The 13,590-nt window shown below is 65.2% G+C and carries 16 protein-coding genes; 1 reads left to right on the plus strand and 15 read right to left on the minus strand.

Going from position 1 to position 13,590, the window contains the following annotated elements; all coding sequences use genetic code 11:
- The 6 genes from rlxS to ACT6Q8_RS22265 form a co-directional block, all read right to left on the minus strand.
- Entirely contained in the window at positions 1 to 1,989 is a 1,989-nt protein-coding gene (rlxS, locus tag ACT6Q8_RS22240; protein WP_444734701.1) for a relaxase/mobilization nuclease RlxS, read from the minus strand.
- Positions 1,990 to 2,252: 263 nt separating this feature from the next.
- Positions 2,253 to 2,618 (minus strand): hypothetical protein, encoded by a 366-nt coding sequence (locus ACT6Q8_RS22245; RefSeq protein ID WP_444734700.1) that lies wholly within the window; start codon positions 2,616 to 2,618, stop codon positions 2,253 to 2,255.
- 226 nt (positions 2,619 to 2,844) lie between these two features.
- Positions 2,845 to 3,393, minus strand: coding sequence for a lytic transglycosylase domain-containing protein (locus tag ACT6Q8_RS22250; RefSeq protein ID WP_444734699.1), 549 nt, complete (start codon positions 3,391 to 3,393; stop codon positions 2,845 to 2,847).
- Positions 3,381 to 3,938 carry a S26 family signal peptidase gene (locus ACT6Q8_RS22255; RefSeq protein ID WP_444734698.1) on the minus strand — a complete coding sequence of 186 codons (558 nt, stop codon included), beginning with the start codon at positions 3,936 to 3,938 and terminating at the stop codon, positions 3,381 to 3,383. The genes ACT6Q8_RS22250 and ACT6Q8_RS22255 overlap by 13 nt, the downstream gene beginning before the upstream one ends.
- Entirely contained in the window at positions 3,935 to 4,174 is a 240-nt protein-coding gene (locus tag ACT6Q8_RS22260; RefSeq protein ID WP_444734697.1) for a helix-turn-helix transcriptional regulator, read from the minus strand. Before ACT6Q8_RS22260 ends, ACT6Q8_RS22255 begins: the two co-directional genes overlap by 4 nt.
- Before the next feature lie 174 nt (positions 4,175 to 4,348).
- The gene (locus ACT6Q8_RS22265) at positions 4,349 to 4,687 is read right to left on the minus strand and encodes a DUF736 domain-containing protein (RefSeq protein WP_444734696.1); all 339 of its coding nucleotides are present in this window, start codon (positions 4,685 to 4,687) and stop codon (positions 4,349 to 4,351) included.
- Positions 4,688 to 5,388: 701 nt separating this feature from the next.
- On the opposite strand from ACT6Q8_RS22265, the gene ACT6Q8_RS22270 reads away from it, so the two are divergent.
- Positions 5,389 to 5,751 carry a zinc ribbon domain-containing protein YjdM gene (locus tag ACT6Q8_RS22270; protein ID WP_444734742.1) on the plus strand — a complete coding sequence of 121 codons (363 nt, stop codon included), beginning with the start codon at positions 5,389 to 5,391 and terminating at the stop codon, positions 5,749 to 5,751.
- Positions 5,752 to 5,840: 89 nt separating this feature from the next.
- Here the strand turns inward: ACT6Q8_RS22270 and ACT6Q8_RS22275 are convergent, their stop codons facing one another.
- The 9 genes from ACT6Q8_RS22275 to ACT6Q8_RS22315 all read right to left on the minus strand — a co-directional run bounded on the left by ACT6Q8_RS22275 (position 5,841) and on the right by ACT6Q8_RS22315 (position 13,429).
- Positions 5,841 to 6,779 (minus strand): DUF2493 domain-containing protein, encoded by a 939-nt coding sequence (locus ACT6Q8_RS22275; RefSeq protein WP_444734695.1) that lies wholly within the window; start codon positions 6,777 to 6,779, stop codon positions 5,841 to 5,843.
- Between the two features lie 339 nt (positions 6,780 to 7,118).
- A complete protein-coding gene (locus tag ACT6Q8_RS22280; RefSeq protein ID WP_444734694.1) occupies positions 7,119 to 8,111 on the minus strand; it encodes a DUF7146 domain-containing protein in 993 nt (330 codons plus the stop codon).
- Between the two features lie 2 nt (positions 8,112 to 8,113).
- Positions 8,114 to 8,359 (minus strand): DUF6117 family protein, encoded by a 246-nt coding sequence (locus ACT6Q8_RS22285; RefSeq protein ID WP_444734693.1) that lies wholly within the window; start codon positions 8,357 to 8,359, stop codon positions 8,114 to 8,116.
- A gap of 68 nt (positions 8,360 to 8,427) precedes the next feature.
- Complete coding sequence (locus ACT6Q8_RS22290; RefSeq protein ID WP_444734692.1) at positions 8,428 to 10,518, minus strand: DNA-binding protein; 2,091 nt, start codon at positions 10,516 to 10,518, stop codon at positions 8,428 to 8,430.
- 113 nt (positions 10,519 to 10,631) lie between these two features.
- On the minus strand, positions 10,632 to 11,231 hold the full coding sequence (locus ACT6Q8_RS22295; RefSeq protein WP_444734691.1) for a hypothetical protein: 600 nt from the start codon (positions 11,229 to 11,231) through the stop codon (positions 10,632 to 10,634).
- Between the two features lie 21 nt (positions 11,232 to 11,252).
- Positions 11,253 to 11,828, minus strand: a complete 576-nt coding sequence (locus tag ACT6Q8_RS22300; protein WP_444734690.1) for a hypothetical protein — start codon at positions 11,826 to 11,828, stop codon at positions 11,253 to 11,255.
- 92 nt (positions 11,829 to 11,920) lie between these two features.
- On the minus strand, positions 11,921 to 12,409 hold the full coding sequence (locus ACT6Q8_RS22305) for a thermonuclease family protein (RefSeq protein WP_444734689.1): 489 nt from the start codon (positions 12,407 to 12,409) through the stop codon (positions 11,921 to 11,923).
- A 134-nt stretch (positions 12,410 to 12,543) separates the two neighbouring features.
- The gene (locus ACT6Q8_RS22310; RefSeq protein ID WP_444734688.1) at positions 12,544 to 12,993 is read right to left on the minus strand and encodes a DUF2285 domain-containing protein; all 450 of its coding nucleotides are present in this window, start codon (positions 12,991 to 12,993) and stop codon (positions 12,544 to 12,546) included.
- Positions 12,965 to 13,429: a transcriptional regulator domain-containing protein gene (locus ACT6Q8_RS22315; RefSeq protein ID WP_444734687.1), complete on the minus strand. Its 465-nt coding sequence runs from the start codon at positions 13,427 to 13,429 to the stop codon at positions 12,965 to 12,967. Before ACT6Q8_RS22315 ends, ACT6Q8_RS22310 begins: the two co-directional genes overlap by 29 nt.
- Between the last annotated feature and the right edge of the window lie 161 nt (positions 13,430 to 13,590).

Below are 13,590 nucleotides of genomic sequence, written 5' to 3' on the forward strand. Positions count from 1 at the left end.
TCAGGTGATGGTGGGACCGCTTCTGGTTCGCCCGAAGTTCCAGGACACGCCATCCCCGCTGACGATTCCCGACACCTGCTGCCCGACATGCCGTTCCAACACGGGCCGCCAGGGCACCAGGGTGAAGTCACGACTGCGTTCGATGACGGCGAGTTTCTCGCTGGCAAGCGTCACCGTCCGGCGGTAGGTGCCCTCCACCGGTTGGCCACGGGAGAGGCTGGCATAGGGCAAGCCCAGCTCGTCAGACAGTTGGCCAGCCACGCGCAGCAGCTCGCGCCGCCGCAGGGTCGCCAGCAGGTCGGAACGATAGAAGGTTCGGCCTTGTTCCTCGCGGGCTAATTCCTCAACCATCAACCATTGTCGGCGACGTTCCTGGGCGTCACGGACTTCACGACCGAAGCCAGAATCGCGCAGCGGCGCGGGGTTCGGGGCGACCAACTCGCGGTCCAGCCAGGTGGCACCGGCGGTGGTGACCTGATGTTCCAGTGGCAAGGAGGACAGCACCCGGACGGTGACCGGGTTCAAGCGGGCCTGGGTGCGTTCATAGTCGGCGACGCGGTCTAGGTGGTCGGGTTGGATGATCCAGGTGCCGTCCGGTTCACGGTTGATGGCGTTGGTCAGACGGCGTATCGCCTCCAGCCGCCGGACATGGGTGTCGGCAAAGGCGTCGCTGGCCGTGGGATCGTGACGCAGATGGATGTCGATGCTGTACCGGCCATTATTGGCTGCGGCGATCTCCATAATGCGGCGATCTATGGGGCGCGGGTCCGTGGCGTGCGGCTCCACACGCAGGATGCTGCCGACCGGCGTTGGCTCCGTGGCCTCACCCTTGCCGATATCGACATAGTGGGTCCGGCCATCGTTGGCGTCGACGATCAGGTAGTGGCGATCATTCACCTCGTCCGACAGACCGCGTGCGATGACACGGCCTGTGATGAGCGGAGCGTTGGCGGCACCGGCATCGTGGATGAGCAGATCATTTGGCGTTCGGATCAGGTTCTGTGCGGCCAGGTCCCGATACAGGGTCTTGATGATATCGCCGCGCTCGCCCATACGGCGCAGGGCGGTTTCCAGGTCTTCGGCGACCCTCCATTGGCCCGCTCCTAAGTCCTCGACCAAGCCCAACCGCTCCAGCTTGCGCAGACGGCCCGTGCGCAGGGCCTGCTGAAACGGGTCGTGGTCGCCGCCCGATACCAGCTGATCCGGCGTCCGGTCCCGCAGCAGACGGCGGTCCAGGCTGGTGAACCGTTCCTGTTCCACCTCCCGGCGCAGCTTTTCCTGGACTTCCAGGTCGGTGCGGGGACCCAAATCCAGGCTGACAATCTCGGCCGCCCGTTCGCGCATGCCCTGGGACAGATATTCCCGCGCGATGATCAGGTCTTGGCCGCGATCATCTTTCCCCCGGACGATGATGTGGCTGTGCGGATGGCCGGTATTGTGGTGATCGACCGCCACCCAATCGAGCTGCGTGTCCAGGTCCTGTTCCATCTGCGCCATCAGTCGGCGAACCAGGGGCTTCAGGTCGTCATACTGATCGCCATCCTCGGCTGAGACGATGAAGCGGAACTGGTGGCGGTCGCCGTCAGCACGGTCGAGGAAGGCCCGTCCGTCGAGTTTGTCCTGGTCGGGGCCATAGAGCTGACCCGACTGTCCCTCACGGGTGACACCATCGCGCTGGATATAGCGCAGATGGGCGCGGGCGCTGGCCATGCCCTTGCCCGCCAGTTTGACGATCCGCGATTTGATGATCACGCGCCGCTGCCGAAAGGCGGCAAACTGGTCGCGCGATGCCAGCACCCGGCCCACGCCGGCACCGCGCCCGATGCGGCTGCCATCGAAGCGGCTTGACCGGCGGGTGAAACTCAGCGGCCCGCCCCTGGCCAGGACTGTGGCCGCCAGCACCCGGTTCAGGAAGCGTTTGCCGCGTCGCCCGGTGGCGCTGCGCATACGGCCCAAACTGGGGCGGAAATCATGATCATCGCCGAACATCGCGGTCTCTCCCGATCCGAAGCTGAAAAGGGGCATCTCGGGGCCGTAGCGCCAGAATGGCACCGACACAACCGCCCTGGCACCACCGCAAGGCCCCAAAAAGGATGTGCAGACAGGGGGTTACGGGGGCGCTGGCGCCACCGTTTTATCTTGCCCTACAACGCCGGAAATCAGCACCCGCGCTTATCCACGCCCTTCTACGCTCTCATGCTGGAAAGATAAGGGAGCGACGGCCTGAACCGCCGCTCCCCGATCAGCGCCGCTTATCGACCGTTGGCGCTCTGGAAGGCCTTCTCGGCGGCGTCGTGCGTGGCATAGGCGCGCTGGCGGGTCATGGAATGCAGACGCTCATCGCCATCAACAACGCAGCTGGCGACGATGAAATCACCCCGGAAATGGCTAAGGATCAGGATGCAGTAAAGGCCTTCTGCACCGTCATCAGCGCCCATCCATTCGCCCAGATAATGCTCCTGGAAGCGGCCCTCCCAGATGAAATCAGGCCGTTCGGCGCTGATGAAACGCTCGACATTGGCCATCAGGCCTTCTTCGCCGAACTCGGTACGGACGTCATCAACCAAGGCAACGAAACGGTCGATTGCGGTCTGCGGATGCGTTGCAATGAAGGACATGGGAACCTCCGTTTCTGTCGTCCCCATCATCGAGGACGGGGTTCCCTCCTCAGCCGGAGAGGCGGCGGTCAAGGACGCCGCAGGCGCCGCGGAGCGGGGCGCGGGGGAGCCGAATTGCACGGCAATTCGGGGGGACCGCGCATCCTTGACGGGCGCCTCGGTCTGGCTGGTAGGATGGGCCTGACCGAGATGAGAGAACCCCACCCATGCCGGGCATCGGGGACCATCAATGTCGGTCCGACGGCCGGGAAATCGGCACGAACAGGCGCTGGTCCGCCGCGCCCAGGGGCATGAAGAGCCGTTGGATCTCGTGGCGCTCCGCCCTGACAATGTCCAACCTGCCCAGATAGGTGCTGGTTTCGACGGGCAGCGATACGCCCTGGCGCAGATGCGCCTCATAGCGGCTGGGACCGGCATTATAGGCCGCGAACAGGCCGGGATAGCCGAAGCGGTCCCGCATCTCGGCGAGATAGGCAGTGCCCGCCATAATATTGGCGGCGGGATCGAATACTTCACCGACAATGCCGTGACAGTCGCGCATCTCCGCCCAGGTATCGGGCATCAGTTGCATCAGGCCCTGCGCCCCCTTGGACGAAACGGCACTGGGATCACCGCCGCTTTCCACCTTGATGACGGCCCTGATCCAAGCCGCCGGCAGATGGAAACGCCCGGCTGCCACCGCGATCTCCGCCTCGTAAGGCGACCGTTCTACCGCCAGGACGGGCCCTGCCAGCACCATTGCCAGCAGCACGCCGCCCAATCTCAGCGCCGCCATAACGGCACCAGCCGGCCGATGACATGCACCGACGAGATCGGCCCGAAATAGCGCCCATCCAGGGAGCCTGCGGCCGACATCAACAACAGGATTTCACCCGCCGACAGGTGGCGACATCCTTCCCACCAGGGGAGCGGGCGGCCCAAACTGTCGGTCTTCAGCCGCCGTGCAACCACATCCCCGTTGATCGACAATTCGTCGCCACGGGCACAAACCTCGTCCCCGCCGACGGCCGCCACCCCCTTGATCAGCGGCACGCCGCGCGGCAGGTAGCCCCGCCGGGCGGCCAGATCGACGATGGCATCGGGCGGGCGGACCAGAACCATGTCGCCAGTGCGTGAACGGGTTTCCGGCAGCACCAGGTAGAGCCCGATGGGGGCCGAGGCGCTGCCGTTCCACACCAGGATTGGTGCCGGGCGGCCCAGGCTGGCGAAGCCCAGCGCCGCCAACCCGAGGCCCGCCAGGATCAGCACCTCGCGGCGCGTGGCGCGCGGCAGACGACGCCTTCGCGATGGCCGACGGCCAGCTCTCGGGAGGCTGTTCATGACAAGCCCCCCTTGTCCGAAGTGCTGTCGCGACGCTCGCCCTGCGACCATGAATCCAAGTCATCGATATGGTAGCGGACGTAGCGCCCATGCTTGCGGAAGCGCGGCCCGTCGCCGGTCAGGCGCATCTTTTCCAGGGTCCGGTGCGACAGGCCGACATAGAATGCAGCCTGTGCGGTATTGAGGAAGGGACTGCCCTTCCTGGCCTGGGCAGCCCGGTTCACCTCGTCTTCCATGCCAATCTCCATCAGTTCATGCGGCGGATATCGCCGCAGGTGGGATCAGCATGTCGGTCCTGGGCGTGCGTGAGGACGCTCGAAAATCCACCCCCCTTGTTTTCGATCCCCCAGCCGATGGACAGACGAAAGCCCCGTTCCGGGCGATCCCGGAACGGGGCTTTGGAAGGCGGATCAGCGGTCGCGGGCCTCCCAGAGGATGATGTGGGTGTGGCCCTCGTCAGCAGGCTGTTCCAGCTTGACCAGGCGGGCATAGAGTGCCGACGGAGCGATCTCCGGCGCCTCCATCTTGAGGTTCAGGTAGGTCTGACCGCTGGATTTGGCCGTCTGGCTCCAGCCGGCGCCGATCTCGTAGCGCTGGCCACCGCCGGCATAAACGCGGTGGTCGGGAGCCTCCTCCGACAGCTTGTCTGTCGGCACGATGGCGAGATTGGTGGTGATGTTGAGGGTCTTAAGGACGCCGATGAAGCTACCGTCATCGGTGCGGGTAAGGGTGCCGAGGGTGCGGGCCATGATCTGTCTCCGTCGCTGTTTCGCGGGACCATCCCCGCGATGTCCCCGGCGTCAGAGCCCGCGTCAGGCGTCCCGCGTCACCCGAGCGTCAGCGATGGGCCGGAACGCAGTGGAGGACCCGAGTGCTGGGAAAATTTGTCTCGCGAGGAATGCCGACCCACCCCGAATGGGGTGGGCCGGCAGGGGAAATTTTCTCAAGCCCCGAGGGTTGGCAAGGGCGCCGCGGGCTCTAGCCATCAGGAGGACAGCGGGGATTGGGCTGCGAAAGCAGGGGTCTGAAGGAGACGGTGGCGCCAACCTCCTGCCCAACCACGACACGATGCGCGACCTCTCGGACGGAACCAAGCCCGTTGTCAGCGTCAAGCCACTGCCCCACGGACAGCACGGCAAGGCCCGCAAAATCCGGATTGCTGAGACGGGAAGCACCGATGATTGGCTGCCGAAAGGACGGCCAAAGCCGGAACGCCTGGACCTTGAACCCGATGGCGGGCGCGATGTCGGGCGCCAACCCATCGGCCCGCGTCAAAGCGGACTCCACTCCCGGCGGGATCAACCGACACAGGCTTTATCTGCGACCGCAAACGATCGCTGGCGCAATGCGAACGTGGCGGATAGAGATCGCGCAGTCCACCTCCGTCTTTTGCAATTCCTATCGCCTCATCCGTGCATTAGTTTCGCGCCGCCCAATGACGAGGTTGATGATGGACAGCGACGTGAAATGCCCCGAGTGCGGGTCTGAACATGCATATCAGGACGGCAGCATCTGGGTTTGCCCGGAATGCGCCCACGAATGGAGCCAGCGAGCGACCCTTGGCGAGACCGGCGCGCAGGAAGCGGATGGGCTTGGCACCATCCACGATGCCAATGGAAACGCGCTCGCCGATGGTGACAGCGTCACGGTCATCAAGGATCTGAAGGTCAAGGGATCATCCCTGGTCGTCAAAGGCGGAACCAAAGTGAAAAACATCCGCCTTGTGGACGGGGCCGATGGCCACAACATCGCCTGTAAGATCGATGGTATCGGCGCAATGAATTTGAAATCGGAGTTCGTGAAAAAGGCTTAAAAAGACCGGGGGAAGTTTCGGCACATGTCGCCGGCAGCCTCGGTTCCCATGGCCAACACAGGCAGGAAACAGAGGTCGGGGAACACCCGTCACCCCCCGAACCGCCACACCGGAATGCCCATCTTTCGGGCCTTGTCGGCCAGATTCTGCGAGATGCCGGAGCCGGGGAAAGCCACCAGCCCGATGGGCAGCGCCTCCAGCAGTGTGTCATTGCGGCGGAACGGTGCTGCCTTCTTGTGGCGGGTCCAGTCGGGCTTGTAGACGATCTGCGGCACCTGCCGGTGATCCGCCCAGCAGGCAGCGATACGCTCGGCCCCCTTCGGGGTGCCACCATGCAGCAGCACCATGTCGGGATGCTTGGCATGGACCTTGTCCAGGGCGGACCAGATGCGATCAACGTCGTTGAACTCAATGCCGCCGGCAAAGGCGATCTTGGGACCGGGCGGCACCAGCACATGGGTGTCGGCATAGCGTCGGGCGGCAATATGATCACGGCTGTCGATCAGGGCCGCCGTCAGGGTCCGGTGGCTCAGTTGGGAGCCCTGGCGGGGGCGCCAGGTGGAGCCGATCAGGGCTTCGTACATCTCGGCAGCAGCGTCGCGGAAGAACTCGAAGGCGTTGCGGCGCTCGATCAGGCCGATACCTTCCGCCGTCAGCCGCTCCAGTTCGACGGAACGGATTTCCGAGCCGTCCTGGTCCTGCTGGCTGCGCAGTTGGGCCTGCTCGTTGCTGTCCAGGTCGCGCTCCAGGCCGGCGATGCGGCGGTGGAAGACATTGACGCAGGCCCAGAGCAGGTCGCCCAGATCGTCCTCCAGCCGGGTGCCGGTCAGCAGGCCGGCCAGGGTTTCCAGGCACGCCCCGATCTCGGCCCGGGCCTGCTCGGCGTCGGGCAACGGGCGTGGGTCCGGTTCATCCTGGAAAGGCCGATATCCGTAGAGTTGCAGCTCCTCCAGCAGGTGGGCTGACGGGGCCGATGCGTTTGGCGCTTCATCATCGGGGGACAGGGAATGGGTGCTCAGGCGGGTCATGGCGGCCTCCTGGATCTCCGGTTGGCCGCGCCCTCCGCGGCCTTCATGGGGATCGCCGGCCAGGGCCTCAGGCCGGGCCCGCACCCGCTTTGCGGGCCGGAGCGATAGCGGAGGATGGCGACCCGCGCTTTCTTGTCCCGCGAGGAGGCCGCCCTTGGGCGGCCGGGGAAGAAAGCAAGCGGGCCGCCATTGCGGACCCGGCCGGCCCTGGCAGATCCCCTCCCCCGAAGGCCGCGGGCGGGGCCCTGGCCGGCCAAACCACGGGCGCCCGGCACCCTGCCGCCAGCCAAGTTCTAACCCTCCCCGATGACGCTGACCATGGCCGGCGGTCACCTGCTGCTATGGAAGGAAGCGCCCGACGTCGTCGGGATGGAACTGCCGGACCAGCCGTTTCCGCAGCACCGGCAGGCCGTTCGCAAGCAGGTCGGCGTTGAAATCCTTCCCGTGTGGCCGCAGCGGCTGGATGTCGATACCAGCGGCCTTACCGCGCAGGAAAAGCCGTTCCAGCGCCCGACTGCCGGCTGCGTCCTTGTCCTGGAGAACGTAGAGACGGCGCAGGTCAGGCGGGAACAACAGGGCGGCGAGGTGGCCGGCAGACAGGGCAGCGACCAGCGGCAGGCCCGGCATGATCACGCGCGCCGTCAATGTGGTTTCGATGCCTTCGCCGGCCGCCATGGTGGGGCCGGCCGCACCAAAGCGCACGCCGTTGCCCAGCAGATGCCCCATGGACCGGCGGGGTTCGTCCAGCGCAGCCTTGCCGCCATCCACACCCAGCCAGGTGCGGTGCAGACCGGTCAGATGACCTTCATGATCGGTGACGGCGGCGATCAGTGCCGGCAGGCTGACACGGCCATGAGGCTCCCGCCGGTGACAGCGTGGATGGAAACGCAGGGCCGGCTCGGGCTGGGCCAGAATGATGCCACGGCCGACCAGATAGCGCTCGGCCAAGGTGCCCGGCAACGGCCGGCTGGCCGCGAACAGGCGATGGCAGGCCTGGGGCGAGCCGACGCCGGAAGGCACCACATAGCTGCTGGCGGCGATGGGCAACGGCATGCGCAGGAAAGCTCGGGCCTCATCCATGGCCTCGCGGAGAGACAGGTTGCGGTTCAGGGCGATCAGGTCCAGCAGGTCGCCATGCTGGCCCGTGGCAGCATCGGTCCACCGACCGGCCCGTGACCCTGTCAGGCGAACATAAAGGCTGCGGCCGGCATGTCCGCGCACATCGCCCACCTGCCAGTAGTTGCCCTGCCGATGTCCATTGGGCAGGAACTGGCGGCACACCGCCTCGGCCTCCAGCGCGAGGCGGTGTGCAAGGAGGCCGGCATCCCCCATGGTCAGGCACCGGAGCCATCCGGACCGCCGGGGGCATCCGGCGGAAGATAAGCGTCGTAGGGATTGCCATCGGCGAGATGACCGAAGGGGGTTATGATGATGCCGCGCCGATCTCGACCGACGGCACAGATCACGTAGCGGGGCTCGCCGGTGATGGCATCATTGCATTCCATCAGCGCCAGATTGCCGTCCCGGGCGGCGCGCAGCAGGGTGCTGAAATTGGCGCGGGCATGGTCGGGTATTGCCATGATCCGTCTCCCGAAAAAAGAATGGCCCGGCGCTGAGGCCGGGCCAGGGTTGGAAGTTGAAGGTCGGATCATTCGGCAGCGATCGACTGTGCCACCTCTTGCGGGTCTTCCACCGGCACCGTGTTTTCCGGCTCGATATCGGCAGCCGGCTGTTTCACGGGGTCGGTTTCCCCTTCCGGTGCGGCCATCACCTGCCCCGGCATGCGCAGCAGTGCGGGCAACCAGTTGCTGCCGGCCAGCATCAGTTCGGCCTGCACCGCCATGTCGGGCTTGCGGAGATGGTCGATCTGGCGGGCGGCAGCCTCGCCCTTGGCCTCGGTCACCGCCTCCAGGATCCGGGCTTTGGTAACCCGTCCGAGATAGTTCAGCGCCGTCGGCGCCCAGCCCACCGCCGCCATGTCGAGATGGACGGCAGCCGCCAGCCGGTCGGCATGATGCCGGCTCTCCGGCCCATACTCGCCGGACGATTGCACGGCATGCACCGTCTGGCCGACACAATGGGCGAACAGCGCCGCCCGGCTGTCGGCATCGAAGCCTACCAGCACATCCCAGAGATCATGCGGGTCCTGGGGCAACTGCTCCCCCCAGTTCGCGTGCCGGGCATTGATGGACTGGGCCGGAATGCTGTCTGCCAGCCCCTGAGGTTCCGCCATGAAGCCGGGACTCCGGGCCGTGATCTGCAGGCAGGAATTGGAGCTGCGATGGCAGAAGAGCTGGAGACAGAGGACGTGCAGTGCTGCGATGAAGGCCGTGTCCGGGTCCCGGGCCAGAGCGTCGCGCAGGGCCAGGGTCCGATAGGCCGTCAACTCCATCACCAGCCGTTCGGGCAGCGGCTTCAGCCCCTCGTCCTCCGGCTCGGGGTCCTGGCTGACGGAACCGCCGGTATGGGCCACATGGGCGACGGCCGGGATGCGGGCACCCTCCGCATCGCTGCCTCCCTCGGCGGGATCAGCTTCCGGTGCTGCCGGCTCCTCGACGCGCGGTTCATCCTCCGGCCGGACATAGCCGCGTTCGACCCGCAGCAGCCCGTCCGACCCGATGCTGACATAGCAGCCGGCCCGAGCGATCTCTTCCGGATCATAGCGCACGGGCCGCTGTTCCAGCACGGCGATTTCACCCGAAATCGCCGTCAGGCGCTGATCCACCTCCTCGGAAATCTCGCCATCATCGTCATGCTCCTGGGCCAGCCGGTCATATTCATCCTGTAGCGCGGCGTAGCGGGCCTCCTCCTGCTCCGTGCGAGCGATCACCTCGCCCCGCAAGCGGCGCTGGCCGGCGGCATGACCGTAGAGGAAGTCGGTATCGACCTCCATCCATTTCCAGCCCTCCTCCATCACCGTCTCTGCGGCCTTGGCCAGCCTCGAAGCCGCCAACCGTTCCAACAGCGGCACATCGCCCAGCCAGCCGCCATCATCAGGCGTGAACAGGTCGCGCATGACCGGCCCACCGGCGGCGACATAGGCGTCCAACCCCACGAACTGCGCCCGCTTGTCATGGGCCGGGATGCTGCCAGCCGTCAGCGCCCGGCGGATGTGATAGGGCTCGCGCTGCCAGGGCTGGGTCAGGGATGCCCACACCTGCTCCTGGTGGTCATGATTGTTGCTGACGCTGAAAGCCATCACCATCTCCAGCGTCATGCCGTCCTCGGCATAAAGGTCCAGGAGCTTCGGCGATACCGACGCCAGGCGCAGCCGCTGCTTGACCACGGCGGGTGTGATGAAGAACCGGGCGGCAATATCCTCCTCGCTCAACCCCTTGTCGCGCAGGGTCTGGAACGTGCGGAACTGGTCGAGCGGGTGCAGCGCCACGCGTTGCAGGTTCTCGGCCAGGCTGTCCTCCTCGCCCAGCCCTCCGGTACGGACAACGCAAGGGATAGGCGCGGTGCGGGAAAGGCGCTTCTGCTTGACCAGCAGTTCCAGCGCCCGGTAGCGGCGCCCGCCCGGTGCCACTTCGTAGATGCCCGTCTCCTTGCCATCGGCGTCCAGACGCGGACGAACAGGCAAGCCGTGCAGCAAGGTGCGATTGGCGATATCCTCGGCCAAGTCGGCGATGGACACGCCGGCCTTGACCTTGCGGACATTGGCCTGGGACAGGACCAGCTTGTTGAAGGGAATGTCCTGGGACCGGCTCAGGACGATCTTGGCGGTGGCATTGGCCATGGGTCTTCTCCACGACGGGCCGATGGAAGCCTCTCTCCCACCTGGCAGCCCGTCGCAAAGCCCCCTGCCCTCCTCTGACTCGAAACGTCCGGAGCAGAGCTCCGACCCACCGGTCAGGCCACCCGGTCCAGCAGCTTCTTGGCCCGCCCCTCCATCTCCAACCTGGCATCCTGGTGGGGTTTGTCGCGAGCCACGGCCGTGATGCCCTGGACGAAATCGAAGATGCTCGTCGGTTTGCGGCCCTCCTCAGCCAGCACAGTTTCGATGATCCTGCCGGTTTCCGCCTTGGAGAAGCCGCGCTTGCGCAGGAACTCCGTGCGGTCATCATCGTCGCGGGCGACGATCCGCTCCCGCGCCGCCTTGATGCCGTTGATGAAGGGCATGGGCGAGGAATCGGCGAAACGGGTCAGGGCCGGTGCGGCCTCATTGGCAAAGCGGGACGGGGCATATTTGGAATGCCGGATGGCAATCTCCTGGAAATCCTCAGCACCCCAGATATTCCTGTTCTGGCACACAGCCCGCAGATAGAAGCTGGCCATGCCCAGGGTCTTGGCGCCCACCTCGCTGTTCCAGCAGTAGAAGCCGCGGAAATAGAGATCCGGCGAGCCGTCCGGCAGCCTTCCCGCCTCGATCGGATTCAGATCGTCAACGAGGAACAGAAAGACGTCCCTGTCGGAGGCGTACAGCGTCGTGGTGTCCCGCGTGATGTCCACACGCGGATTATAGACGCCCGTCTACCAGTCCAGCACACCCGGCACCTTCCAGCGCGTGTCGCCGGTGCCATTGCCGGCGATGCGCTGTACCGCCTCGACCAGTTCATGGTCGAAGATGCGGCCATAGTCGGGACCAGTGACGGCGCGCAGTTCCGTCCGGCCGTCTTCGATTTCCAGCGTCTTGACCTGCTCGCCCCGGTGCGAGGTCAGGCCATATTGCAGATTGATCCCGGCCAGTGCCGCCGGAAGCTGCCGCAAATAGGCGGCCGGCGCGCCCACCAAGCTGGCCAACTGGCCGAAACTCCAATGCGTGGGCGCCACGGGCTGGTCGCTGCCCGGCAGCAGCAGGGACAGTTTCTCGGGATTGTCATTCCTCGCCTCCACGCGGATGTCGGCGCTGGGCAGGGTCCGGGTCCGGCTGCGCTCGGTCCGCGACCGCACGGAGGCGTAGAGATCCGACAGGGACAGGAAACGTTCATCATCAGGCCGCGAGAACCATTCCGAAGACACGCGGCCGATCCGCTGCCCACGGGTCACGTCCACCTTGTAGCCGCCGCTCCGGTCGGGGGCAGCGTCGAGGATTTCTACTTGGGTCATGGCACATCATCTCCAGGACGGGCGCCGGAAGCCTCTCCTCCGGCTGTGGCCCGTCACCCGGAAATCCGTTCCACCTCTTACTCTCCACCCATTCACCCCGCACACTTGTCGGTCGGTGTCGGTGGAACGAACCCACCCCGCCACAGGCCCGAGGCCAGGAACCTTGCATTGTTCTCCCAATTGCTGAGGTCGTCCCGGCCGAAACGGCAGGCCAAGGCCCAGCCTCCACGGACCATGCGCTCCGATAGGGACGTGCCACCGACGAAGCAGTCGGACAGGTCTGTACTGCCGGGACGGGGCCGACAATAGACCGGCGTGCCGGTCACCAGTTTCCGCAAGCCCTGGACGGCCTCCTGGCCGCAGGGCCAAGTCGTGCCCTTGCGATCGACACAGTGCTGGTCAGGCAATGGCGGCACGATGCCAGCCAGACGGTGCCGCATGCCGGCGATCTCCAGAACGCCTGCGTTAAGGACTGTCGCCGGTCCCTCCTGCTCGACACGCCCCTTGGGCCATAGCGTGAGGACGCCAGCGCCAATCCCAATCAGGATCAGCACCGGCAGAGCAAATTTCAGGGTCTTCATCACGCAGTCTCCTTCCGGTTGGGTTGCTGACAAGGCACCCGTCAAGCTCCCTTTCCCTGCCTGCCAAAGCCCGTCACGAAGGTTCCAGCCGCCCTCTCGCTCTTTGCTGGCCACCGGCAGTTCCGCCTCCCGGTTCATGTTGCTCCCCTCGAGCGAAGCAGATCACGGTAGCCGCCATGCACCATTCGCCAGGCGTCTCGAACCAGCCGCTGGACCCGCAGACGCAGATAGTCGGAATGGCCGTTCCAGTTCTCCCGGACCTCCCGTTCGCCCAGCAGGATGGCGGCAATCTCACGATGGCTGGCTCCGGCGCAGACCCCATCAAAGGCGCGGAGCTTTTCGATCCAGCGCGGGGCTCGGGTGTCTGCGGGGTAGAGTTTGTGGGACAGTCGGCCGGAACGGTGGAGTTGCATCAAGCGGCGAACGGCCAGCAGGCTTTCTTCTGTGAACCGGAGGTCGGTGATCGTGCAGCGCAGCCGCACCGGGCCCGATAGCAATGTTCCCGCATTCACCATCAGTTGGAGATGATGGCGACCGTCACTGAACAGAACATGTTCAGCCCCGCCGGCGATCTTCAGAACCACGGCAAGCTGCTGGAGCCGCCGCACATCGAAAACGTCCTCTGCGTCGGGTGCGGCGCGGGACGCGTCGACGGTGAGGACGGCAGGTGCCAGCGACGGATACCAGAAGATGGTGTCCGGTTCGATGGCATCGGCAAAAAATCACCCCCCAGCGAGCATCGACAGGCAGGTCGGATAGAATGATGATCCTGGGTCCGCCTACGGGCCGTTGGGTTGTCCGGACCTTTTCGGCGAAGCTGTTGAGGATGTCCGCAAAATCAGGAGACCGGCGAAGCCATTCTGCCGCCCAGCCCGCCTTGTCCAGGGCCAGCAGCGGCCGGTAATGTTCCGGATCGCGCCAGTCTGGCCGCAACGGAAATTCAGGGCATCGAGATTGTCGCTGCACGGTAGCCTCCCGTTGGCCGCATGGGCCATACAGGCCCAACGACAACTGAAACATCGCCGAATGCTCGAATAGCAGACGACAAATGCAGCTTCTTTACAATGCCGATAGACGTCTTTCGTCAGGTTGCGTTACCTGCCGGGAAATTGCGGTGAAAGAAATTCATTCAATAAATAAAATTCGTGTCCATCGGCGATTTACAGTGATTAAATTTACAA

This window comes from Niveispirillum sp. (genome assembly GCF_052437035.1).
Taxonomy (GTDB): domain Bacteria; phylum Pseudomonadota; class Alphaproteobacteria; order Azospirillales; family Azospirillaceae; genus Niveispirillum.